The sequence below is a fragment of the Nocardia speluncae NBRC 108251 genome (genome assembly GCF_001613245.1).
Lineage (GTDB): Bacteria > Actinomycetota > Actinomycetes > Mycobacteriales > Mycobacteriaceae > Nocardia > Nocardia speluncae.
Genome location: NZ_BDBZ01000001.1, coordinates 644,805 through 668,075 on the forward strand (window position 1 = coordinate 644,805; position 23,271 = coordinate 668,075).

Consider the following 23,271-nt stretch of genomic DNA (forward strand, 5'->3'; position numbering starts at 1 on the left):
GGGCTCGCGCACCGGATCTCGTGACCCGAGCCGCCGGCTCATCCGGTTCCGAGGTCCGGCCTCCCCGCAGCCCGCGAGGCGGAAGGCCGCGCCTGACCCGGATGCGGCTCGGTTCACGCGAGATCACATAGTAGACACCGGGATTCCCCGCCTCGGTCTCGGCCGCGGCGGGGATGCGCGTATCTATACCCCACGTCCGTCATTTCGTATCCACCCCCCGCTGTGGAGGAGAGTCCATGCCCAAGGTCAGCGACGATCATCTGGCCGCCCGGCGCACACAGATACTCGACGGCGCGCGCCGCTGTTTCGCCGAGTTCGGGTACGACGGTGCCACTGTGCGCCGCCTGGAGGACGCCATCGGCCTGTCCCGGGGCGCGATCTTCCACCATTTCCGCGATAAGGACGCGCTCTTCCTGGCGCTGGCCCAGGAGGACGCCGAGCGGATGGCCGAGGTCGCGGCCAATCAGGGCATCGTGCAGGTGATGCGGGATATGCTCGCCGATCCGCAGGAGTACAACTGGCTGGGCACCCGGCTGGAGATCGCCCGGCGGCTGCGCACCGACCCCGAGTTCCGGGCCGGCTGGACGCAGCGTTCGGCCGAGCTCACCGCGGCCACCCTCGCCCGGCTGGAGCGGCGCAAAGCGGCCGGGGCGCTGCGCGACGATGTACCCACCGATGTCCTGCTGGGCTACTTGGACTTGGTCCTGGACGGTCTGATAGCCCGCATCGCATCGGGACATACGAACGAAAATCTCACCGCCGTACTGGATCTGGTGGAGGCATCGGTGCGACGCCGCCCCTGAGGACCGCACCCGATCCGGTCATGGACACGGCTACCTCCGAGGCATATAGTTTGATAGCTAACTATATGCCATAGAAGTTCTGATAGGAGTCGCCGTGTCCACCACCAGCAATGCCGTTGCGGTCCAGCAGGCCGGCGACGCCGAAACCCTGCACACCGACTCCGTCACCATGCGGCTACTCATCGACGCCGAACAGGCCAATGGCACAGTGAGTACCCTCGAGGTGACCATGGCCCGAGGCGCCGACGGCGCCGCACCACATTTCCACACGCGATCCGACGAACTGTTCTACGTCGCCGAAGGAGAACTCCAACTCCTGGCCGGCGACCGAATCGTCACCATCGCCGCGGGCGGCACAGCCGTCGTCGCGAAGCGCACCGTCCATGCCTTCGGCGCCACGCCGGACAGCGGCGCCCGCATCCTGATCGCACTCATGCCCGGTGTACAACGGTTCGGCTATTTCCGGCTACTCGAACGCATCGCCCGCGGCGAGGCAGCCCCGGAAGAACTCGCGGCAGCCCAGAACGACTACGACAACCACTTCGTCGACGCACCACAGTGGTGGCAAGAGCGCAACGCCCAGCGTCGCTGAGGTGGGAACAACGACAGCCCGCGGTGAGTTCGCACCGATATGACCTTCTCCGTCCCCGTCACCGTTCGCGGTTACGAACTCGATGTTCAGGGCCATGTCAATCAGGCGGTCTACCTCCAGTACGCCGAACACGCCCGCTGGGAGTGCCTGGTGGCCGCAGGCCTGCAGGCGGACAAATTGGCGGCGGCCCGGCTGGGGCCGGTGGTTCTGGAAACCACCATCAAGTACCGGCGCGAACTACGCGGCGGCGACGAGATACGGGTGACCTGCGAATTCGAATGGGGTTCGGGCAAAACCTATCGCATCCGGCAGGAGATGATCCGCGCCGACGGCACCCTCTCGGCCGAGGTGGTGGGTGTCGGCGGACTGCTGGACCTGGATGCCCGCCGGTTGGTCGCAGATCCCGCGGACCGCCTGCGCGCACTGGCCGAGATGCCCGAGCTTCTCGGCGGCTGAACTCCACCCGGCGGACATCACCCCTGCGGGGCCCGCCGTGCCCCGATTCCGGAAAACTTCCGTCCCGGTTATCTCCCTGGTCTCGAGATCAGCTTTCCACGAACGCAAATCCGGCGATATCGGCCGCCACCGCCCGGCGGCGGCGTTATGATCCGGACGCGCTCGGGTCGTGGCATATTGCGAGCTAGATCGGAGAAATCAATGACCGATATCCTGCCTCCCGTCGGCACAATACAATCCGATGCGGTGGCCACCCTCGCCGGTGTGCTCGTCGGCGAGGGCGAGGGTGCTGTCCGGATCCGGGTAGCGGACGGGACGTGGACATTCGACCACGGCGATGTGCTCGGGATCCGAGCGCACGACGGCCGATCCGGCGCACCCACGGGCGCGGTACTGGTCGATATCCGGCCCGGCGCGACCGCCGATTTCACGCGCCGGCTGCGTATCGATGTGGGGGAACGACCGCTGACATTGGCGGCCCCGCCGTCACCGGCGTTCGGCGATGACCAGCTACGCCGGCTCACCGAAACCTGGGCGCGGCAACTGCACCTCGCCGATCCCCCGTACCACCCCGCGACTTTCACCTTCGCACAGACCCGGTCGCACAACAGCAGCGACGACGGTGTCCACTGCGACAGTCTCGACTGAGCGGCCACCACGATGACCACCCGGCAGGGGTCGGTCCTCATTGTCTCCGAATCCGATGATCTGCATGCCGCAGCCATGCAGGCCACGCTCCGAGAGCAGTACGGCGTTGCCACCTTACGGCTCGATCTCCGCGACTTCCCCCGGGAATCGGGCAGTTTCCGGCTCGACGGGTCGGCGACCACACGCACATTGGCGGGACTGCCCGGCCTCGACGACGTGCGTGCGGTGTGGTGGCGGCGGCCGCATCCCAGCCGGGTCCCGGCCGGCGTCCGCGCCGACGACGACGCCTATCGGCAGGCCGAATGCGATGCCTTCGCGCAGGGTCTGCTGTGGTCGCTGCCCGCCCGGTGGGTGAACGATCCCGGCCACGACCGGCTCGCTCACCGCAAGATCGTCCAGCTGGATACGGCCCGGCGGACCGGCTGCGCGATTCCGGAGACGCTGATCACCAACGATCCCGGCGAGGCCCGCGAGTTCATCGAAAACACTGCGGGGCGGGTCGTTTTCAAACGGACCGGCACCTCCCGCGCGGAATTCGCGGAGACCCGGCTCGTCGAACCCGCCGATCTGGACCGTCTCGGTGCGATCCGCTGGGCGCCGACGATCTTCCAGCGGTACATCGATCCCGAATGCGATCTGCGCGTGGTCTGGGTGGACGGGCAGGAGTGGGTGGTCCGCATCGATTCCCGCGCGGGTGCGGGGCGCGTCGATTCCCGGCTCGACATCTCGGTCGATTTCTCCCCCGCCCGGCTTCCTGCCGCGGTCAGCAAATCACTGGCCACGCTGATGGGCACGCTCGGACTCAGTTTCGGCGTGCTGGATCTGCGAGTGGGCCTCGACGGCATGCACTATTTCCTCGAGGTCAACCCGCAGGGACAATTCGCCTATCTCGAGATCAAGACCGGACTGCCGATCTTCGCCAGCCTGGCAGGCCTACTGGCTCACGGCGACAGCGCCGTGCCAGGCTGGTGACCCGGGCATATCCGGATCACCCCTGGACATCGGGCCTCGCGCCGCCGGGTCGATATCCCGGCGGCGAGGCCTGCGAATACGGTGCGGTCAGCGGGCTTTACGGCGGTTCGCACCACCACGGCTGCGGAGTTGCACATGCGACTCCGTCAGCACGTTGTGGATAAAACCGTAGGAACGCCCGGTCGCGCGTGCCAGCGACCTGATGCTCGCCCCTGCTTCGTATTGCTTCTTCAACTGGGACTGCAGACGGTCGCGTGACTTTCCCGTGACGCGGGTGCCTTTACCCAATGTGCTCTTGCTCTGTACCGGCCTGTCGCCCATGGCTTCCTCCGAGTCGCTGAGCAGCGTCACTCTCAGGCTAAGCATTCGGCGAGCATCCGGCAATGAGTTCTTGTGATGAAACTCACGCGAGCTGAATCAATTCCAGATACTCGGCCGACCAGTGGTCCTCGGCGCCGTCCGGGAGCAGGATCACCCGCTCCGGATTCAGGGCTTCTGCGGCGCCGGGGTCGTGGGTGACAAGGACGACCGCACCGGCATAGGTGCGCAGCGCGTCGAGGACCTGTTCGCGGGAAATGGGGTCCAGGTTGTTGGTCGGTTCGTCGAGCAACAACACGTTCGCCGCCGAGGAGACCAGCCCGGCCAACGCCAGACGGGTCTTCTCACCGCCGGACAGCGTCCCCGCGGGCTGGTCGAGTTGCGGACCGCTGAACATGAAGGCGCCCAACAGACCGCGCAATTCCTGCTCGCCCGCATCGGGTGCCGCGTGCCGGATGTTCTCCCAGACGCTGGCCGTATCGTCGAGGGTGTCGTGCTCCTGCGCGAAGTATCCGACCTTCAGACCGTGCCCCGGCACCAGCGAGCCGCCGGTCGGCTCCTCGGTGCCGCCGAGCAGCCGCAGCAGGGTGGTCTTACCGGCACCGTTGAGGCCCAGGACCACCACGCGGCTGCCGCGGTCGATGGCCAGGTCCACCCCGGTGAAGATTTCCAGCGATCCGTAGACCTTGGTGAGGTTCTCCGCCATCAGCGGGGTCTTACCGCAGGCCGCCGGTTCAGGGAATTTGATCCGCGCGACCTTGTCCGCGACGCGCACCTCGTCCAGTTCGGCGAGCAGCCGATCGGCGCGTTTGGCCATATTCTGGGCGGCAACGGCTTTCGTGGCCTTGGCGCCCAGTTTGGCGGCCTGGGTCCGCAGCGCCGAGGCCTTTTTCTCGGCGTTGGCACGTTCCCGGCGGCGCCGCTGTTCGTCGGTGGCGCGGGCATCGAGATACTTGGTCCAGGCCATGTTGTAGACATCGGCCTCCCCGCGGACGGCATCGAGGAACCACACCTTGTTCACGACATCGGCGAGCAGGTCCACATCGTGACTGATCACGATGAGCCCCCCGCTGTGGTTCTGCAGGAACCCGCGCAGCCAGGTGATGGAATCGGCGTCCAGGTGGTTGGTGGGCTCGTCCAGCAACAGCGTGGTGTCGGACCGTCCGCCACTACCGTCGGAGGCTGCGAACAGAATGCGAGCCAGCTCGATTCGCCGCCGCTGACCACCCGACAGCGTCCGCAGCGACTGGTCCAGCACTCGATCCGGCAGGCCCAGGCTGTGGCAGATCCGGGCCGCCTCGCTTTCGGCGACGTAGCCGCCCAACGCGGAGAATCGGTCCTCGAGCCGCCCGTACTTGCGCACGGCCCGCTCGCGTTCGGTTTCGTCGGCCAGTTCGGCCATGAGCGCCTGCTGTTTCTCCATATCCCGGATCAGCGCGTCCAGGCCGCGGGCCGACAGCACCCGGTCGCGCGCCAGCACATCGAGATTTCCCTCGCGTGGATCCTGCGGCAGGTAACCGATATCGGTCGACCGTGTGATCGTGCCGGCGTACGGTTCGCCTTCCCCGGCCAGGATGCGCAGGGTGGTGGTCTTACCGGCGCCGTTACGGCCGACCAGGCCGATCCGATCGCCCGCCTGCACCCGCAACGCCGGTCCGGGCGCGGACAGCAGGGTACGGACGCCGGCCCGGACCTCCAGGTCGGTCGCGGTGATCACAGATATCTCCTCGGCAGCAGGTTGGGGGCGATGGCCCGGCGGGTTGAGCAGGCGGAACCATCCACCCATGATCGGCCGCATCCGGACACGGAACCACCGATTTTACCTGCCCTCGCGGTGGCGCCGCCCGCTGCGGCCTCACGTGCCCTCCGCTGCCGACCGGCAACTGCCTCGGACACGGTAACGTGCCGGGCTATGAGCACCGATCTGTTGGGTAAGAGCGCGCTGGTCTCCGGGGCCAGCCGGGGTATCGGCTACGCGGTGGCCGCGGAGCTGCTGAGCCGGGGTGCGAACGTTCTGATCACCGCGCGCAAACCCGAACCGCTGGAGAAGGCGGCCGCCGAACTGCGCGGGCTGGGGCATCAGGGCGAGGTCATCGCACTGGCCGGCAACTCCGGCGACGCCGAGGCACGGATGGCCGCCGCCCAGCGGGCAGTCACCGAATTCGGTTCACTGGACATCCTGATCAACAACACCGGCATCAACCCGGTGTACGGCTCCCTGATGGAGGCCGATCTCGAGGCGGTCCGCAAGATTTTCGATGTGAATGTCGTCGCCGCCCTGGGCTACATCCAGGAAGCCTACAAGGCATGGATGGGCGAACACGGCGGCGCGGTGGTGAACGTCGCCAGCGTTGCGGGCCTGCGCTCCACCGGGGTGATCGCCGCTTACGGCGCCTCCAAGGCGGCACTGATCCGCCTCACCGACGAACTCGCCTGGCAACTCGGCCCGAAGATCCGGGTCAACGCGGTCGCCCCCGGGGTGGTGAAGACCAGTTTCGCGGATGCGCTGTACTCGGCCGACGAGGAGGCCGCGGCGCAGGTCTACCCGATGAAGCGGCTCGGTTCGCCGGAGGATGTCGCCCGGCTGATCGCGTTCCTGGCCTCGGAGCAGGCGCAGTGGATCACCGGCGAAACGGTGCGTGTCGACGGCGGCCTGCTGTCGACCGGCGGAATCTGAGCAACCGAGGGTATTCGAACCGACGCGAAATACCGAGTTCACTCGCTGCGGGCCGCGGTCGCGCTCTTTGCGCGCCGCGGCTCGTCGTTGTTCGATCGCCGCTACGCGGCCCGACTCACGACCGGTGCGGCAGATTCTGTATCCGCACCTGACCGCGTGCGACCGGCCGATCCTGTTCATCGGTGACCAGAACCTGCCACAGCTGCTGCATCCCGCCCCGATGGATCGGGGTGGCCTCGGCGGTGAGCTTGCCCTCGCGCACGGCCCGCAGGAAGTCGGTGGAATTGTTGACCCCGACCACGATTCCCCGGTCCCCGTACCAGGCGGCGGCACCTGTGCTGGCGAGCGTTTCCACGGCGGTACACAGCACACCACCGTTCTGGATTCCGGCCGGCTGGTGATGCTGCGGGGTGACGACCCATTCACCCCGCACCCGGTCCGGCCCCATTTCGGTCACCTTCAGGCCCATCAGGTCCGCGAAGGTGCCCTTGCTGATCTCGTTCAGCTCCTCGGGGCCGAGGTCGGCCATCGACTGCGGGAGCCGGGTCTGCTGTTCCGTCATGCCTCAACAATCGCATGAGGAGCGCGCGAACCGGTCGCGCGGTCCAACTGCCCAGTGACTGCCGCGGCGGGACTGTCCGGGAAGAGAAGCGGCGGGCCCCACATGTCGTGGAGCCCGCCGCGCGTTTGGATCGGGGGTCACCGCAGCCCTCGGGACTCTCGCGCGATCCGTACGCCGCGTTCGAGTATAGGTCAGGCTTACCTAACTAGGCAACACGTTGGGCGCGCCGGATTGCCAGGCCGCGATCTTCGAGCGCCGTCAGCAGGCCCTCCCCACGCCGAGCGCCCGCCACCGGATCAGCCCCCGCCAGCGCGGGAACGTAGGTCGTGGCGCCGCACACGGATTCGGCGACCAACGCCCAGAAGCGCCGCGGACTCAATCCGGCACACCGGGCCAGCGCACCCTGCACCAGCAGGAGCGGCGGTTCACAGCGGTAGGCGAGCCATACCCACATCGCGCGCTCACACGGCAGCGACACCACACCGGGCGAATCGGCCAGCGGATCCCCGTCCACCACCCGGACGGTTGTATCGCTCAGCCCCACCCAGTCGATACCCCCGTCGTTGTCGGTGTGGATCCAGATGTTCTCCAGCCCCGGATCCCAGGCCCGCCCGTCGGCGACCCACAGCGCCGCGACCCGGCCGACCACCCCATGAATAAGGGCGGTGGCAACCACCTCGGCAGCCACGGTCGCGCTGGCCATCTCGGCGGCGTGCCGCCGGTACATCAGGTCGATTCGCCCTTCACGCAGACCGGCGGACAGCGACCACCAGCGCCGTTTGCCCTGATCGGCCATGGCCGCGGCGGCATACACCCGCGGATGCTCCGGCTGCAGGGCTCGTAACCGGGAACACGCCGAACCGAATGCCGCCTCATAGGGGCGGGGGATACGCACAGTGGCCAGTTCGGACATTCGAACCTCCTCGGGGTCGGCGGTGCAGAAACGGCTTGATCGAAAGATAGGTTAGCCTAACCAGACCTGGCAAGGGTTTCGCGCAAACGGATCAATTGCGCACAACCTCGCTCTCACGCCACTTCCGGAATCGCCGCCCGAACGGGCGAACTGTGAGCTATGACCAATCCCACGCGGTTACGACACCCTGTAGTACGCCCAAGTGTCGTTGTAGTCGTAAAATCGAGAGATGGCTGGACTTGGTGAACTCGAGAAAGCGGTTATGGACCAGTTGTGGTCGGCCGACGAACCACAAACGGTCCGGCAGGTGCACGAGGCCCTGTCGGCGCGCCGTGAACTCGCGTACACCACAGTGATGACGGTGCTACAGCGACTGGCGAAGAAGAATCTCGTGGTGCAGCGGCGCGACGATCGCGCCCACCGGTACGCTCCGGTACACAGCCGCGACGAGCTGGTGGCCGGACTCATGATGGATGCGCTGCAGCAAGCCGACGAGGCCGGCAGCCGGGCGGCGGCGCTGGTGCATTTCGTGGAGCAGGTCGGGAAGGACGAGGCCGCAGCCCTGCGGGATGCGCTCGCTAAGCTCGAAGCAACCGAGGACACCGCACCGCCGCAGTGAGCTCGGACCCTGGCCCCACAACGCAGTGAGCAGAGTCGATGAACGCAGCCGCACCGGCCTTCGCCGTACTTGCCTTGCTTCTCGCCGGTCCCGTCCCCGAGGCACTCAGCCGCGCGACCTGGACCTACCGGGTCCCCCGGGCCGCGCTCGTACTCTGGCAGGCCATCGCGCTGGCGGCCGTGCTCAGCGCCTTCAGTTCCGGGCTCGCCATCGCCGCCGAGCTCCTGGTCCCCGGCCCCGACGGCCGGCCGACCACCAAGCCCACCGATGAGATCGATGCGCTCGGGCTGCCGTTGTGGCTGGCCTACGTCTCCGTTTTCATGCTGACCCTGCTGGTCGGCGCGCGGCTGGTCTACGCGTCGATCAGGGTCGGGATCCACACCCGGCGGCGGCGGGCCCGCCACCGCATGCTGGTGGATCTGCTCGACCAGAGCGGACCCGTCCGCCGCGCCGCCGATATCCGAGTGCTGTCGGCCACCGAACCCATCGCGTACTGCCTGCCCGGCCTGCGGCGCCGGGTCGTGGTGAGCGCGGGCACCCTGGACAACCTGACCGAACAGGAACTGACCGCCATCCTCAGCCATGAACGGTCGCATCTGCGGGCCCGACACGATCTGGTACTCGAAGCGTTCACCGCGGCGCACGAGGCCTTTCCCCGGTTCGTCCGCAGCAAATCGGCACTGGATTCGGTGAAACTGCTGATCGAACTGCTCGCCGACGATTCCGCGGTGAAAGTGACCGGGCCCAAACCGCTGGCCCGGGCGCTGGTCGCCTGCTCGAAATCCACCGCCCCGCAGGGTGCGCTCGCCGTCGGCGGCCCGAGCACTCTCATCCGGATCCAGCGCCTGGCCGGCCCGCTCGGCGATATGCGTATCGCCGGGGCCGCCTATCTCGCCTCCCTCGCCATCCTGGTGGTGCCGACGCTGTCCGTGGCGATCCCCTGGCTCGTCGAGCTGAGCCGGCTCTTCCATGCCTGAGCAGATATCCGTCCCGGAGCGGCAGTCACCGGAACACGGGAATTCGCCCGCACGTCCGCTGTTCGCCGGACTGGGCCTTCCCGTACTCACGGTCCAGGCACTGCGGCGGGAAGGCCTCACCGATCCCCTACCCATCCAGGAGGCGGCCGTACCCGACGTACTGGCCGGTCGCGATGTCCTGGGCCGCGCACCGACGGGGTCGGGCAAAACTCTCGCCTTCGGGCTGCCCATGCTGGTCCGGCTCGCCGGGCGGCCCGCGATTCCCCGGTCCCCACGCGGACTCATCCTGGCGCCGACACGCGAACTGGCCCTACAGATCGAACGAGCGCTGGAACCCTTCGCGCTGGGCCTGCGTCTGGGTACCGCCGTCGGTGGTATGCCCGCGAGCCGGCAGGCCGACAAACTGCAACGCGGTATCGACCTGTTGATCGCCACCCCGGGCAGGCTCACCGACCTGGTCGAACAGGGCGCCGCGGTATTGGACGCGGTACGGACCACGGCTGTCGACGAGGCCGACCATATGGCCGATTTCGGTTTCCTGCCCCAAGTCCGGCGCCTCCTCGACGCGACCCCGGCCGATGGGCAGCGGCTCCTGTTCTCGGCGACCCTCGACGACGAATCCGTCCAGGACCTCGTCCGGCGCTACCTGCGGAACCCGGTCACCCACAGCGTCGCTCCCGAACCCACAGCGGCCATCGCAGTCCACCATCTGCTCTACGTCGAAACAGCCGACAAACCCGCCGTACTGGCGCGAATCGCCGCCCGCGAGGGCCGCACGCTGCTGTTCGTGCGCACGCAGTACGGTGCCGAGAAACTCACCCGCCGACTGCGGGACCAGGGGGTCGCCGTCGCCGCCCTGCACGGTGGCAAAGCGCAGAACCGCCGGCTGCGCACTCTCGCGGCGTTCGCGGACGGTGCGGTGCCGGCACTGGTCGCCACCGATATCGCCGCGCGCGGTATCCACGTCGACGCAGTCTCCCTGGTCGTCCATGCCGACCCGCCCACCGACCCGAAGGACTACGTCCACCGCGCCGGCCGTACCGCGCGTGCCGGTGCCACCGGCACGGTCGTCACCGTGGTGACCCCGGATCAGCGCACTGAGGTCACCGCCCTCACCGAGGCTGCGGGCATCGAAGTGGTGGCCCACACCGTCCGGCCGCAGGACCGGGAACTCCAGCAACTCACCGGTGCCCGCTCCCCCGCGGGCGCCGCCGCCGCACCGGAACCGGTAGCTCCCGACCACACCCGATCCCGGCGCCACGCGGGACGCGGATACCGGGCGGCCGACGCGTCTCCGCCGCGGCGGCCCCACCGACGCCGGAAGAAGTGATCACCCGGCCTGCCCGGCCGCTGCCGCGGCTTCACCACGACAGCCACCACCGAGATAGGCCATGCGCGCTGGTCCGCCGTACCGGCGGAGGCCGGCAGCCGGACACCAGAACTGTACGAGTGGCCGGAGGCGATGCCGCCCGCCGGCGTCCACTCCCGATTACCATGGGTGCGGTGCAGTTTCTCCCCGGACAAACCCCGCCGTACGACCTGACCTACAACGATGTCTTCCTGGTTCCGAACCGCACCGATATCGCGTCGCGGTTCGATGTCGACCTCGCCACGTCCGACGGCTCCGGCACCACAATTCCGCTGGTGGTCGCGAATATGACCGCCGTTGCCGGTCGGCGGATGGCCGAAACTGTGGCCCGGCGCGGCGGGATCGTGGTACTACCGCAGGACCTGCCCAACAACGCGGTCGCCGACACCATCGCGTTCGTCAAGAGCCGCTCGCTGCTCGCGGATACCCCGGTCACGCTCAGCGCCGACGATTCGGTCTCCGATGCCATGGCGCTGATCCACAAGCGGGCGCACGGCGCGGTTGTCGTCGTCGACCGGGACCGGCCGGTCGGTGTGGTCACCGAGGCGGCCTGCGCCGATGTCGACCGGTTCGCCCGATTGCACGAAATCGCCACCACCGATTTCGTCACCGCCCCGGCCACAGCCGAACCGTCCTATATTTTCGACCGGCTCGAGGCCGCCCATGCCGATCTGGCGGTGCTGCTCGCCCCGGATGGCACCCTCGCGGGTGTGCTGACCCGAACCGGCGCGGTGCGGCACGGGATCTACGCCCCGGCCGTGGACGGCGACGGGATGCTTCGGATCGCGGCTGCCGTCGGAATCAACGGTGATGTGCCGGCCAAGGCCAAGGCGCTCGTGGATGCCGGTGCCGATCTCCTGGTGGTCGACACCGCCCACGGACATCAGGTGAAGATGCTGGAAACCCTGCGTTCCATCCGCGATCTGGGCCTCGGTGTTCCGCTCGTGGGCGGTAACACGGTATCGGCCGAAGGAACCCGGGACCTGATCGCCGCCGGCGCCGATATCGTCAAGGTCGGGGTAGGTCCGGGCGCGATGTGCACCACCCGGATGATGACCGGGGTCGGCCGGCCACAGTTCTCCGCGGTAGCCGAATGCGCCGCCGCGGCTGCGGAACTCGGAGCGCATATCTGGGCCGACGGCGGTGTCCGCCATCCGCGTGACGTCGCGCTGGCCCTCGCGGCGGGGGCGTCCAATGTCATGATCGGTTCCTGGTTCGCCGGCACCTACGAATCGCCCGGCGATCTGCGGGTCGACCGGGAGGGCAACGCCTACAAGGAAAGCTTCGGGATGGCCTCCAAACGCGCCGTCGCCGCCCGTACCGCCGCCGACCGCGGCTACGATCGCGCCCGCAAGGCCCTGTTCGAGGAAGGGATCTCCAGCTCCCGGATGCTGCTGGACCCCGAGCGGCCCGGCGTCGAGGACCTGATCGACCACATCTGTTCCGGCGTCCGCAGTGCCTGCACCTATGCCGGTGCGCGCACGCTCGCCGAGTTCCACGACCGCGCCGTCCTGGGGGTACAGTCGGCCGCCGGATTCGCCGAGGGACGCCCGCTGCCCAGCGGGTGGTGAGCGCGACCGGCCCGTGCACCCCGGTGTACGGGCCGCTACCATGAGATGGGCCGGCGGTTGCCGGCCGTGAATTCACCAGGACGAAAGGAACCAGTTGTCACCCGCGTCCGAGGGCGCCACTCAGGAGGGCTCATCTATCGAGCCGGGTGACAGACCCGGCGTCCCTCTCCGCACAACCCTCCACCGATCACCTGTTCGTCCGGCCGTTGCTGCCGAAGCCCGCCGGGTGGTGGGGGTATGACCGTCGTACTCACCATTGCGAGCCTGATCGGGTTCGTGGCGCTCACCGCGGGCACCGCCCTGTTCGTGGCCGCCGAATTCTCCCTCACCGCCTTGGAACGCAGCACCGTCGAAGCGCATGCCCGCGACGGTGACGTCCGGGCCCGCGCGGTCCGGCAGGCCCATCGCACGCTCTCGTTCCAGTTGTCCGGGGCCCAGCTCGGAATCACCATCACCACCCTGATCACCGGCTATATCGCCGAACCGGTGCTGGCCCGACTGCTGACACCACTGTTCGGACTGGTCGCCATCCCCGATTCCGCGGTCACCGGTATCTCGCTTGCCCTCGCCCTGATTTTGGCGACCTCACTGTCGATGATCTACGGCGAACTGGTGCCGAAGAACATCGCCATCGCGGCGCCATTGGCCACCGCGCGCACCACCGCGGGGCCCATGGTGGCGTTCTCGACGGTGTTCAAGCCGATGATCCAGTTTCTCAACGGCACGGCGAACTGGGTGGTGCGCCGGCTCGGTGTGGAACCCGCCGAGGAACTGCGCTCGGCGCGATCACCGCAGGAACTCGGTTCGCTCGTGCGCACCTCGGCCCAGCACGGTGCACTCGATCAGCGCACCGCCCAGATCCTGGACCGCTCGCTGCAGTTCGGGGCCCGCAGCGCCGAAGAACTGATGACACCCCGCGTCAAGATCGAGGCGCTCGAACGCACCGATACCATCGGCGATCTGCTGGCCGCCGCCGCCCGCACCGGTTTCTCCCGGTTCCCGGTGATCGACGGCGACCTGGACAACACGCTCGGCGTGGTCCACGTCAAACAGGCCTTCACCCATCCGGCACGCACCCGCGCCGGGGTGGGGCTGGCGCAGATCGCGCAACCCGTTCCCGTCGTACCCGCCAGCCTGGACGGCGACGAAGTGCTCGAACGGGTCCGGGCCGACGGTATGCAGGTCGCACTGGTGGTCGACGAATACGGCGGCACCGCCGGTCTGGTGACCATGGAGGACATCATCGAGGAGATCCTCGGCGATGTCCGCGACGAGCACGACGAGGAGGAACGCGACGTGCGCCGCCTCTCCGACGGCTGGGACTGTTCTGGGCTGCTCCGGATCGACGAGGTATCCCGGGCCACCGGGTATCAGGCACCCGAAGGCGAATACGAAACCCTCGGCGGCCTGGTACTGACCAGACTCGGCCGGATTCCCGCGGCCGGCGATATCGTCGTCCTGCCCCAGCGGCGCGGGCACGACCGCCGCCATATCGACGGCCCGGGCGGCTGGCTCGCCCGCGTGGAACGGATGGACGGGCGCCGGGTGGACCGGGTCCGGCTGGTGCCGGTCGACGACCGGTCGCTCGAACGCGAACAGCAGCCGGCCGGACGGGAGCTCCACCATGGGTGATCTGTTCGCTGTCGCGTTCACTGTGCTGCTGCTCGCCGGTAACGCATTCTTCGTCGCCGCGGAATTCGCGCTGATCTCGGCCCGGCGCGACCGGCTCGAGGCGCTCGCCGCGCAGGGTAAACGCAATGCCGATACCGTAATCCGGGCCGGTCAGAATCTCTCGATGATGCTGGCGGCCGCCCAGCTCGGCATCACCATCTGCTCGATTCTGCTGGGCCGGGTCGGTGAACCCGCGGTCGCGCATCTCCTCGAGTATCCCTTCGAACTGGCCGGGCTGCCCGAGGCGCTGCTGCATCCGGTGTCGTTCGTGGTGGCGCTGACCATCGTGGTGATACTGCACATCCTGCTGGGCGAGATGATCCCGAAGAACATCGCGCTCGCCGGTCCGGAACGCAGCGCGCTACTGCTGGTGCCGCTGCATCTGGCTTGGTTGCGGATCGCCCGGCCGCTCATCGCGCTCTACAATTTCGCGGCGAACGCGACACTGCGCATGCTGCGTATCGAACCGAAGGACGAACTCGAGTCCGCGGTTTCCAGCGATGAACTCGCCGAGATGATCGGCGAGTCGCGGTCCGAGGGCCTGCTGGACGAGGAGGAGCACCGCCGCCTCACCCAGGCCCTGGGCACCGGTGAACGGTTCGTGGCCGAGGTCATGATCCCGCTGCACCGGATGCGCACTGTGCCGTTGCGGGGGGCGGGCGGCACCACGCTAGGCGATATCGAGACCGCTGTCGCCGAAACCGGGTTCTCCCGGTATCCGGTACGGGCCGCCGATGGGTCGCTGGTCGGGTACCTACATGTGAAGGATGTGCTGGACAAGGTTTCCGACGAGGCGGCCGGACCGAGTACCGATATACCGCGCACCGATATCCGGCCGCTCCCGACCGTGCTGCTGGGAACCACCCTGTACGAGGCGCTGGCCCGGCTACGCCGCACCAGTAGTCACCTGGGCCGGGTGGTCGATGCCCGCGGCAACACGGTCGGGATCGTGGCGCTCGAGGATCTGGTCGAACAGTTCGTCGGTACGGTGCGTGATGCCACGCACCGGGTGGCCGAATGACGGTCGGTGCCGCCGTGGCGATTCTCGCCGAACCCGACTGGCGGCCCCGCGCCGCCGCGCACGCCGCCCGCGCCGATGAGCTCGCCGGCGACTACCTGCACCGGCGAGCCACCGGGACCCGCCACCCGGTCCTCGATTTCCTGTGGACCTACTACGGGCATCGTCCGGCACAGCTACGCCGCTGGCATCCGGGGTACGGCATCGCCTTGTGCGGCGCCGCCGAGTACAGCGGCCTGCGCGGGTATCACCGGCTCGACGAGCCCACCCCCATCCCCGGGCCGGTGGCGACCGCCGATCCGCGGTTCCTGCGCGCCCGCGGCGATACCGTGGCCTATATCGCCGGCCTGTTACGTGCGACCGCCTCCCGACCGGCTCAGCTGTCCTGTTTCGGCCTGCACGAATGGGCGATGGTGTACCGCACCGGGGAGGTCCGCCACGATGCGGTCCCGTTGCGGCTCGGCGCAGCGGGTACCGATGCCGTTCTCGAGTCGATGCCGGTGCGCTGTACCCATTTCGACGCGTTCCGCTTCTTCACACCGCCCGCGGTGGGCCGCAACAATCGGTATCTCACCCGCGACGACCAGCCGCTCACGGAGCAACCGGGCTGCCTGCACGCGAATATGGACCTGTACAAATGGTGCTTTCATACCAGCCCGCTCACCACCTCCGACCTGCAATTGGACTGCTTCGAGCTGGCCCGTGACGCCCGGATCCTCGATATGCGGGCCTCCCCTTACGATCTCCGCGAGTACGGGTACGAACCGATCGAAATAGAGACCCCGGCCGGCCGGGCGGTCTACGTGCGGCAGCAATCGGACATCGCGGACCGTGCTGCCACGCTCAGGGCCCGGCTGCTTGCCGAGTGCGAATACCTCCTGGAACAACTTCACGGGTAAGGCGAGAACACCGCTGGGTCCACCGATCGTGTTCGCCGCGCGCCACAATTCTGCGGAGCGGGCCGTAGCCCTGTTCCGGAGCCCGCCCAGCTCTGCGAATCACATATGGCGCCGACCACCTTCATTCCGCGAAACAACGCCGGCGAGCTCACCGAATCGCTACCATCACTGGACAATTCCGGGTTGTGTCCCAAACGCAGCCAGGGTGGGTCGGACGAGGTAGCTCGGGAAGCGCGAGGATGCAATGGGGCGTCCCTTCGGAGAACACCATCGGACCAGGGCGATTGCGCTCACCGTGGTCACCGCAGTCGCTGCGATACTGCTGCCGGGCAGTGCCACAGCGGACCTACAGGCCGATATCCACAACGAGGTCCGGGAATTCCTCGACGTGGGCCGTACCTCCGTACCGCGCGCCGAATGCGGTCCCGGCGCCCTACCCGAACCGGGGTTGCAGGGCGACGTGCCGGCCGCCGATCGCGACAGCGGGCGCAGCACCCAGGGCTACCGTTGCAATATGTCGATGGTCGGCCAGTTCGCCGGCCGCGGCGCCGGTATCACCTCCACCAGTTTCGAGCACTGCGCCTATATGGGAACCTTCTTCCCCGGTAACCTGCTGCACCAGAACGGCGGGGTGCAGGTTCTCGACGTTTCCGATCCGGCGCATCCGCGCCCGACCGTGACCCTGAACGAACCGGCCATGCTTGCCGGCACCTGGGAGAGCCTCAAGGTGAACGCCCGGCGCAAACTGCTGGTGGGTACCGGGGTCCCGATGCTGGTCGGGGCCGGATATCTCTCGGTCTACGATATTTCCGATTGCGCGCATCCGCGGCTGCTCAATCCCGGCCCGGGAACCAACCTCGGTATGCCGCTGCCGATCACAACGCATGAGGGCGGGTTCTCCCCCGATGGCAACACCTACTGGGCCTCCGGGATCACGCCCGGTTTCCTCAGCGCGGTCGACCTCACCGACCCCGCCCACCCGCGGGTCGTCTGGCAGGGGCTCACGGGTATCACCGCCCACGGATTCGGAGTGAGCCCGGACGGCAATCGACTGTATCTGTCGGCGCTCAGCGGTGTCACGGTCCTCGACGTCAGCGCGATACAGCGGCGCGACCCGAACCCGCAGGTGCATCACCTCGGGCGGATGTTCTGGTCCGACGGCTGGGCCACGCAGCACAGCATCCCGGTCACCTACGACGGCAAACCGCATATCTACACCGTCGACGAGGGCGGTTCGGGTAGCGTGAAACTGATCGACGTCTCCGATGACACCGACCCCCGTGTTGTCGCAAAGGTGAAACTGGACATCAACCTTCCCCAGCATCTCGACAGCAATATCGCCTCCTCCATGGGAGGCTCGATATTCGCCTACGAATCCCACTATTGCGCCGCCGACCGGCCGGCGAACCCCACCGCACTGGCCTGCGGCTGGATATCGTCCGGGATCCGGGTATTCGATATCCGCGACCCGCACGCGATCCGCGAGGTCGCCTACTTCAATCCTCCGGCGCGCACCGGTCGCAACCTCGAACTCACCAACTCACCGCATGCGCTGGCCTCGCTGCTCGGCATTCCGGCGCTGACGGCGCCCAGTGCGGCCCGCGCGGTACTCGAAGGCCAGTTCGACCCCTCGCAGGCGCTGTCCTCGCGGACCGGCAAACTCGCGTTCGGCGATATCTCGACCGACTGGTGCATGTCGCCGCCGGAATGGCGGGGCAACGATCTCTACGTCACCTGTTCCGATAACGGTTTCATGGTGTTGCACGTCGACGAATCGGTGTACACGCCACCGGCCGATCAGCAGTCGGTGGTGGGTTCCTGACCGGAACCCCGAGAAGACCCGTCGATACAGCGGAGCCCGGGCACACTCGGTGCCCGGGCTCCGAATCGGCCGGTCAGCGACTCACAACGGCGGGAACCCCGCCGAGCCGGTCGCCATCCAGTTCCAGAAATCCCCCACCCGCATCACGATCAGCGCGGCGATATCGAGCACGGTACTACCCATCGAGCATTCCTCACATCGGTTTGCAGATACGGCGGCCCAGAATAGGGCCGTCGGCCCATCGAGACAACCGGGCCCCGCCCACGGTGTCACGACTGCGAGCTCCGAGGTTAATCGTGGGTGGACATCCGTGGCCACTGACGGCCACTATGTGCCAAGGTGGCCGGGTCCGTGGTGAGCAGGGTGCCGGATTTGCCCGATTCAGGTGTGGGACCGGCCGCGGCAACACTGCGCACCTCGAGTTCGGCCACACCGACCAACACCACCAAGCCCACGACAACCAGCGCCACCGTGGTCAGCAACGGGGTGAGCAGCTCGACGGGCGCGACGCCCTCGGGCAACGCGTGGTTTTCGCCGTGGTGGGCGCTCATGGACGCCATACCGGTGTAATGCATACCGCAGACCGCGACACCCATGATCAGCGCCGCCCCCACGGTATTTCCCCAGCCCTGGACGTGCAGCATGAACCACAGCGCAGCAGTGGCGGCGACCACCGCGATCGCGATCGACAGCAGAACCAGGCCGGTGCTGTATTCCATATCGACGCCGGTGCTCATCGCGGCCATGCCCAGATAGTGCATAGCCACCACGCCGAGCCCGGTGATGGCACCGCCGAGCGGTAGTGCGACCGCCTCCCGCTGCCCCCGGACGACGATCACCAGCCCGATCAGCACCACCACGACCGCAATCACGGCACTGAGCAGGGTCATCGGCATGTCGTACCGGATGCTTGTCCCATCGACAGCGAAGCCGAGCATCGCCGTGAAATGCATGACCCAGATTCCGGCCCCGCCCAGCGCGATCGCGGCCGCGACCAGCCAGCCGTAGGCCGGGCTCGCCGTACGCGCGCGAACGGCGCAGCGCAGGCCGAGTACCGAGCCGATGAAGGACATCGCATAGGCGAGGACAGGAGTCACCCAGCCGTTGCTGAAGTGCTCGAGTTGTAGCACGTCTCTACTCCGCTTGTATTAGTCGATTTCCGAGCTACAGCCGTGCAGGCTGAAGTTCGATGTTCCCGAAGCCGGGCTACAAAGTAAAAATTTCACCTCAGGCGGGTATGTCCTCGCCACTCGATGTCACAACTGGGCTACCCGGCCCGAACCGGCGAATCAGCCCAGCAGATACGCCGGGGTGGCCGGGGGCGCGACGTTGTAGACGAAGTTCTGCCGCAACCGGTGGTACGGCTCACCTTCGGCGAAGAAGTTGCGACGCATATGTGCCAGCTCCTCGGCCCGGTAGTCGGCCAGCGGTTTGACCGCTTCGTCGGCTTCCCGCTGCCGTTTCTTTGCGGTCAGGCGCCCCTCCAGCTCCGGCGAATCGGCGAGCAGGACCGCCTCCTGGCGCACCCATTCCCGGAATTCGGCGGCACCACCCGACGCGACCCGGTCCACCAGGCCGATGGCCGCGGCCGCGCGCGCCCCGACGGGCAGGGTCTCCCTGGTCAACCGTGCGGCCTCGGTCGCTCCCACGCGGCGCGGCAGCGAATACGTCCAGTACTCCGAACCGTACAGACCCATGAGCCGGTAGTGCGGATTGAGCACGACCGATTCGCGGCACCACACCTCGTCGGCGGCCAGCGCGAACATCACCCCGCCGGCCGCCGCGTTCCCGGTCAACACCGAGATCACCAGTTTGTCCGTCGTGGTGAGAATCGCCTCCACCAGATCGTTCATCGCGGTGATATTGCGCCACGATTCCTCGGCCGGATCATCGGCCGCCTCGATGACATTGAGATGGATCCCGTTGGAGAAGAAATCGCGGACCGGGCCCAGCACCAGCGCCCGGACCGGCCGCGCACAGGCCTGCCGGTAGGCCGCCAGCAGCCGCCGGCACTGCCCGGTGCTCATGGCGCCGCCGGCAAAGGCGAATTCGAGATAGCCGACAGAGCCCTGCTCGTAGTAGCACAGCTCCGACCAGGTATCGCGGACCGCCGCCTCGGCCGGAGTGACCGGCACCTCCGGAATATCCCCGGGCAGAGCGGCGCCGAGCGCGTCGACGGCGGGACGTTTGAAGGTCGCCGGGCCGCCCGGTTCCCGGCGTCGGCGCAGCTGCGGCAGCCAGACCGCACCGTCTACGGTGGCGCGGCAGATCGCCCCGTCACGGGTGGCGATGACGGCCCCAGGAGTACCCCGCAACCGGTCCTCGTGGTGACCGCCGTGCAGGAAATACTCCCGACCGTACAGTTCGTCGAGAACTCCCGGCTGCGAGTCGGCGGCGCGAAGTTTGCCCACGATCGAGGCGGTATCCTCGCTGCCCCAGTCGATCCGGCGGTACTGCTGAGAATGGTAGGGCCGCAGCTGCCCGCGCACATCGGGACGGCTGTAATCCAGAGGTTCGGGCTCGAATACACCGTCGGCGAACCGCTCGACGGCCAGCAGCACCGCAGCCACGGCGGCATCGGAGACCTCGTTGCGGTACAGCTCGCTCTTACCGCAGGCAGCCACCGGGAACCGCACGGAAGCCCAGATCGGGCCCGCATCCATTTCCTCGACGGCCTGCAGTACGGTCACGCCCCACTCCCGGGCACCGGTGCTGATCGCCCAGTCGAGCGAGGAGGGCCCGCGGTCTCCCTTCGGGCCGGGATGCACGATGAGCACGGTGTGCGCGATCCATATATCTTGCGGGATCGCCGTGGTCAGCATCGGCGCCACGATGAGGTCGGGCCGGAACCGCCCCACCCGGGCCCGCAGTAGATCGTCACCGAGCGCCAGCTCGACCCCCACCTCGTGCCCGCGACCGTGCAACTCGGTGTGCACGCGCTGGGTGAGACTGTTGAATGCGCTGGCGACGAGCAGGACGCGCAAGGTTTTCCTCCATCGGGTGAGATCTGTTAGATCCCAACGTATTGTTTCGATTCCCGACAAAGCTAATCCCCCCGCGTGGCATCCGCAGTGCGGGGTGATCCCCGCAACATTTCGACATCGCAGCGTATCCATCCGCCGCTCAGTACATTCCGCTCCCGTTGCGGCCCGGCACACAGCTGGGAGGCGACCTTCGGCTCCCGCTACGGCCCTCCCCCCGTGCGCCACGCAGCGGACCGCACGAAATGGCTTCGCGGGCTCCTGTTCCCCGCGTCCGGACGGCGGCACCAGCCCACTGAGCGGCCGCCGGGACAGCATTCCGTGCCGACGTCCACGGCCGTCGGACAGCCCCCTGTGCCATACCGCCGCGCATACCGTCGGTGAGCACCCCGGCGCATCCGGCTGTGCTCGGATCGCATCCCGCGGTGGCCGCGATATCCGCGAAGGGCCCTCGTCCTCCGATGCCGCCGCAGCCATACACCTTCAGCCACGCTCGACCCGGGCTCCGCGCTCCGGGCTCCTACCGGATTTCCGCGGCCACTCGGTGAAATGACGCCGCCCTCGACCGGTGTGCGGTCGAGGGCGGTGTGCGGGGCGATAACCGGGCGGCTACGACCCGTTCCCGGCCGCCAGCGCCTTGGCCTCGCGGCGGCGGCGGTGCAGGATCGGCTCGGTGTAGCCGTTCGGCTGCGTGGTGCCCTCCAGGATCAGCTCTTTGGCAGCCTGGAACGCGACGCTCCCGGCGAAATCCGGAGCCATCGGACGGTACTCCGGGTCACCGGAGTTCTGCCGGTCCACCACCGGTGCCATCCGCTCCAAGCTGGCGACCACCTCATCAGTGCTGACCACGCCGTGCCGGAGCCAGTTGGCCATCAGCTGGCTGGAGATACGCAGGGTGGCACGATCCTCCATGAGGGCAATATCGGAGATATCGGGGACCTTGGAGCAGCCCACGCCCTGATCGATCCAGCGCACCACGTAGCCCAGGATCGACTGCGAGTTGTTGTCCAGCTCCTGCTGCTTCTCCTCGTCGCTCCAGGTGGTATCAGCGGCCAGCGGGATCTCCAGGATCTCGTCGACACTCGCGCGGGCACCGCCCTTGGCGATCTCGGCCTGCCGCTTGAACACATCCACCAGGTGGTAATGGGTGGCGTGCAGGGTGGCCGCCGTCGGCGACGGCACCCAGGCGGTGGTCGCACCGGCCTTCGGATGGCCGATCTTCTGCTCGAGCATCCCGGCCATCAAGTCGGGCATGGCCCACATCCCCTTACCGATCTGCGCTTTTCCGGGCAGGCCCGCGGCGATGCCGGTATCGACGTTCCAGTCCTCGTAGGCAAGGATCCAGCGCTGGGTCTTCATCTCGGCCTTGCGGATCATCGGACCCGCCAGCATCGAGGTGTGGATCTCGTCGCCGGTGCGGTCCAGGAAGCCGGTGTTGATGAACACCACCCGGTCGGCGGCTGCGTCGATGCACGCCTTCAGATTCACCGTGGTGCGGCGTTCCTCGTCCATGATGCCGACCTTTAGGGTGTTGCGTGGCAGGTCCAGCACATCCTCGACGGCGGCGAAAAGGTCATTGGTGAACGCGACCTCATCCGGGCCGTGCATCTTCGGCTTCACGATGTACACCGAGCCGGTGCGGCTGTTGGACAGCGCCACATCGTCGCGCAGCGAATGCTTGGCGATGAGGGAGGTGAGGATGCCGTCCAGGATGCCCTCGGGCACCTCGTTGCCCTCGGCGTCGAGGATGGCGTCGCTGGTCATGAGATGACCGACGTTGCGGACGAACAGCAGCGAGCGGCCGTGCAACGCCAGCTCGGAACCGTCGAGCGCGGTGTAGACCCGGTCCGGATTCATGGTGCGGGTGAAGGTTTTACCGTTCTTGCTGACCTTTTCGGCGAGATCGCCCTTCATCAGGCCCAGCCAGTTGCGGTAGCACAGGGTTTTGTCGTCGGCGTCGACCGCGGCGACCGAATCCTCGAAGTCCATGATCGTGGTAACCGCGGATTCGATGGCGCAATCCTTGACGCCGGCGGTATCGGTGCTGCCGATGGGCGATTCCGGATCGATCTGGATCTCGATGTGCAGGCCGTTGTGCTTCAACAGGATCGCGCTGGGGGCAGCCGGGTCGCCGATATAGCCGACGAGCTGTCCGGCGTCCGCCAGGCCGATCGTGGTGCCGTCCTCGAGGCCGACCTCGAGCTCCCCGTCGACGATCGTGTACGAGGTGGACCCGATATGCGAACCGGTGATCAGAGTGACGGCGTCGTCGAGGAAATTACGCGCCCATTCGATGACCTTGTCACCGCGCACCTTGTTGTAGCCGGTGCCTTTTTCCGCACCGCCGGTCTCCGGGATGGCGTCGGTGCCGTAGAGCGCGTCGTAGAGCGAACCCCAGCGCGC

21 protein-coding genes are annotated in these 23,271 nt (G+C 67.6%); 14 read left to right on the forward strand and 7 right to left on the reverse strand.

The window, feature by feature from the left end:
- Window positions 1–236 precede the first annotated feature (236 nt).
- From NS6_RS02790 to NS6_RS02810, 5 genes are all read left to right on the forward strand, one after another.
- The gene (locus NS6_RS02790) at window positions 237–803 is read left to right on the forward strand and encodes a TetR/AcrR family transcriptional regulator (protein ID WP_068035890.1); all 567 of its coding nucleotides are present in this window, start codon (window positions 237–239) and stop codon (window positions 801–803) included.
- 94 nt (window positions 804–897) lie between these two features.
- Window positions 898–1,395, forward strand: coding sequence for a cupin domain-containing protein (locus NS6_RS02795; protein ID WP_245669100.1), 498 nt, complete (start codon window positions 898–900; stop codon window positions 1,393–1,395).
- Between the two features lie 39 nt (window positions 1,396–1,434).
- The gene (locus NS6_RS02800; protein WP_068035892.1) at window positions 1,435–1,851 is read left to right on the forward strand and encodes an acyl-CoA thioesterase; all 417 of its coding nucleotides are present in this window, start codon (window positions 1,435–1,437) and stop codon (window positions 1,849–1,851) included.
- Window positions 1,852–2,052: 201 nt separating this feature from the next.
- Window positions 2,053–2,499, forward strand: coding sequence for a hypothetical protein (locus tag NS6_RS02805; protein ID WP_068035894.1), 447 nt, complete (start codon window positions 2,053–2,055; stop codon window positions 2,497–2,499).
- A gap of 12 nt (window positions 2,500–2,511) precedes the next feature.
- Window positions 2,512–3,471 carry an MvdC/MvdD family ATP grasp protein gene (locus NS6_RS02810; protein ID WP_068035896.1) on the forward strand — a complete coding sequence of 320 codons (960 nt, stop codon included), beginning with the start codon at window positions 2,512–2,514 and terminating at the stop codon, window positions 3,469–3,471.
- An 87-nt stretch (window positions 3,472–3,558) separates the two neighbouring features.
- On the opposite strand, the gene NS6_RS02815 is transcribed toward NS6_RS02810, so the two are convergent.
- Both NS6_RS02815 and NS6_RS02820 read right to left on the reverse strand, forming a co-directional pair.
- Complete coding sequence (locus NS6_RS02815) at window positions 3,559–3,792, reverse strand: helix-turn-helix domain-containing protein (protein WP_033246289.1); 234 nt, start codon at window positions 3,790–3,792, stop codon at window positions 3,559–3,561.
- Window positions 3,793–3,874: 82 nt separating this feature from the next.
- Window positions 3,875–5,506 carry an ABC-F family ATP-binding cassette domain-containing protein gene (locus tag NS6_RS02820; RefSeq protein ID WP_068036134.1) on the reverse strand — a complete coding sequence of 544 codons (1,632 nt, stop codon included), beginning with the start codon at window positions 5,504–5,506 and terminating at the stop codon, window positions 3,875–3,877.
- Between the two features lie 195 nt (window positions 5,507–5,701).
- On the opposite strand from NS6_RS02820, the gene NS6_RS02825 reads away from it, so the two are divergent.
- The gene (locus tag NS6_RS02825; protein ID WP_068035898.1) at window positions 5,702–6,466 is read left to right on the forward strand and encodes an SDR family oxidoreductase; all 765 of its coding nucleotides are present in this window, start codon (window positions 5,702–5,704) and stop codon (window positions 6,464–6,466) included.
- 115 nt (window positions 6,467–6,581) lie between these two features.
- Here NS6_RS02825 and NS6_RS02830 read toward each other — a convergent pair whose 3' ends face one another.
- Together NS6_RS02830 and NS6_RS02835 are read right to left on the reverse strand one after the other, a co-directional pair.
- Window positions 6,582–7,028 (reverse strand): PaaI family thioesterase, encoded by a 447-nt coding sequence (locus NS6_RS02830; RefSeq protein WP_157112592.1) that lies wholly within the window; start codon window positions 7,026–7,028, stop codon window positions 6,582–6,584.
- 205 nt (window positions 7,029–7,233) lie between these two features.
- Window positions 7,234–7,941 carry a hypothetical protein gene (locus tag NS6_RS02835; RefSeq protein ID WP_068035899.1) on the reverse strand — a complete coding sequence of 236 codons (708 nt, stop codon included), beginning with the start codon at window positions 7,939–7,941 and terminating at the stop codon, window positions 7,234–7,236.
- A gap of 229 nt (window positions 7,942–8,170) precedes the next feature.
- Between NS6_RS02835 and NS6_RS02840 the strand changes: the two genes are divergently transcribed.
- The 8 genes from NS6_RS02840 to NS6_RS02875 all read left to right on the forward strand — a co-directional run bounded on the left by NS6_RS02840 (window position 8,171) and on the right by NS6_RS02875 (window position 17,887).
- Window positions 8,171–8,560 carry a BlaI/MecI/CopY family transcriptional regulator gene (locus tag NS6_RS02840; RefSeq protein WP_033246209.1) on the forward strand — a complete coding sequence of 130 codons (390 nt, stop codon included), beginning with the start codon at window positions 8,171–8,173 and terminating at the stop codon, window positions 8,558–8,560.
- 38 nt (window positions 8,561–8,598) lie between these two features.
- Window positions 8,599–9,537, forward strand: coding sequence for a M56 family metallopeptidase (locus NS6_RS02845; RefSeq protein WP_068035902.1), 939 nt, complete (start codon window positions 8,599–8,601; stop codon window positions 9,535–9,537).
- On the forward strand, window positions 9,530–10,867 hold the full coding sequence (locus tag NS6_RS02850; RefSeq protein ID WP_068035904.1) for a DEAD/DEAH box helicase: 1,338 nt from the start codon (window positions 9,530–9,532) through the stop codon (window positions 10,865–10,867). The genes NS6_RS02845 and NS6_RS02850 overlap by 8 nt, the downstream gene beginning before the upstream one ends.
- 173 nt (window positions 10,868–11,040) lie before the next feature.
- Window positions 11,041–12,477, forward strand: coding sequence for a GuaB1 family IMP dehydrogenase-related protein (locus tag NS6_RS02855; RefSeq protein WP_068036138.1), 1,437 nt, complete (start codon window positions 11,041–11,043; stop codon window positions 12,475–12,477).
- Between the two features lie 237 nt (window positions 12,478–12,714).
- Window positions 12,715–14,109: a hemolysin family protein gene (locus NS6_RS02860; RefSeq protein ID WP_068035905.1), complete on the forward strand. Its 1,395-nt coding sequence runs from the start codon at window positions 12,715–12,717 to the stop codon at window positions 14,107–14,109.
- A complete protein-coding gene (locus NS6_RS02865) occupies window positions 14,102–15,169 on the forward strand; it encodes a hemolysin family protein (protein ID WP_068035906.1) in 1,068 nt (355 codons plus the stop codon). Before NS6_RS02860 ends, NS6_RS02865 begins: the two co-directional genes overlap by 8 nt.
- Window positions 15,166–16,065 carry a 3-methyladenine DNA glycosylase gene (locus tag NS6_RS02870; RefSeq protein ID WP_157112593.1) on the forward strand — a complete coding sequence of 300 codons (900 nt, stop codon included), beginning with the start codon at window positions 15,166–15,168 and terminating at the stop codon, window positions 16,063–16,065. Before NS6_RS02865 ends, NS6_RS02870 begins: the two co-directional genes overlap by 4 nt.
- Before the next feature lie 244 nt (window positions 16,066–16,309).
- Window positions 16,310–17,887, forward strand: coding sequence for an LVIVD repeat-containing protein (locus NS6_RS02875; RefSeq protein WP_068035908.1), 1,578 nt, complete (start codon window positions 16,310–16,312; stop codon window positions 17,885–17,887).
- 290 nt (window positions 17,888–18,177) lie between these two features.
- On the opposite strand, the gene NS6_RS02880 is transcribed toward NS6_RS02875, so the two are convergent.
- From NS6_RS02880 to NS6_RS02890, 3 genes are all read right to left on the reverse strand, one after another.
- Window positions 18,178–19,017 carry an MHYT domain-containing protein gene (locus NS6_RS02880; RefSeq protein ID WP_245669101.1) on the reverse strand — a complete coding sequence of 280 codons (840 nt, stop codon included), beginning with the start codon at window positions 19,015–19,017 and terminating at the stop codon, window positions 18,178–18,180.
- Window positions 19,018–19,176: 159 nt separating this feature from the next.
- Window positions 19,177–20,871, reverse strand: a complete 1,695-nt coding sequence (locus NS6_RS02885; protein ID WP_068035911.1) for a hydrogenase maturation protein — start codon at window positions 20,869–20,871, stop codon at window positions 19,177–19,179.
- Between the two features lie 606 nt (window positions 20,872–21,477).
- Window positions 21,478–23,271, reverse strand: a 1,794-nt coding sequence (locus NS6_RS02890; protein ID WP_068035913.1) for a malate synthase G, incomplete at its 5' end; no start/stop codon positions are given.

Coding starts and splice junctions, on each gene's coding strand:
- NS6_RS02790 (WP_068035890.1), top strand. CDS start 237: ATGCCCAAGGTCAGCGACGATCATCTGGCCGCCCGGCGCACACAGATA.
- NS6_RS02800 (WP_068035892.1), top strand. CDS start 1,435: ATGACCTTCTCCGTCCCCGTCACCGTTCGCGGTTACGAACTCGATGTT.
- NS6_RS02805 (WP_068035894.1), top strand. CDS start 2,053: ATGACCGATATCCTGCCTCCCGTCGGCACAATACAATCCGATGCGGTG.
- NS6_RS02810 (WP_068035896.1), top strand. CDS start 2,512: ATGACCACCCGGCAGGGGTCGGTCCTCATTGTCTCCGAATCCGATGAT.
- NS6_RS02815 (WP_033246289.1), bottom strand. CDS start 3,792: ATGGGCGACAGGCCGGTACAGAGCAAGAGCACATTGGGTAAAGGCACC.
- NS6_RS02825 (WP_068035898.1), top strand. CDS start 5,702: ATGAGCACCGATCTGTTGGGTAAGAGCGCGCTGGTCTCCGGGGCCAGC.
- NS6_RS02830 (WP_157112592.1), bottom strand. CDS start 7,028: ATGACGGAACAGCAGACCCGGCTCCCGCAGTCGATGGCCGACCTCGGC.
- NS6_RS02835 (WP_068035899.1), bottom strand. CDS start 7,941: ATGTCCGAACTGGCCACTGTGCGTATCCCCCGCCCCTATGAGGCGGCA.
- NS6_RS02840 (WP_033246209.1), top strand. CDS start 8,171: ATGGCTGGACTTGGTGAACTCGAGAAAGCGGTTATGGACCAGTTGTGG.
- NS6_RS02845 (WP_068035902.1), top strand. CDS start 8,599: ATGAACGCAGCCGCACCGGCCTTCGCCGTACTTGCCTTGCTTCTCGCC.
- NS6_RS02850 (WP_068035904.1), top strand. CDS start 9,530: ATGCCTGAGCAGATATCCGTCCCGGAGCGGCAGTCACCGGAACACGGG.
- NS6_RS02860 (WP_068035905.1), top strand. CDS start 12,715: ATGACCGTCGTACTCACCATTGCGAGCCTGATCGGGTTCGTGGCGCTC.
- NS6_RS02865 (WP_068035906.1), top strand. CDS start 14,102: ATGGGTGATCTGTTCGCTGTCGCGTTCACTGTGCTGCTGCTCGCCGGT.
- NS6_RS02870 (WP_157112593.1), top strand. CDS start 15,166: ATGACGGTCGGTGCCGCCGTGGCGATTCTCGCCGAACCCGACTGGCGG.
- NS6_RS02875 (WP_068035908.1), top strand. CDS start 16,310: ATGGGGCGTCCCTTCGGAGAACACCATCGGACCAGGGCGATTGCGCTC.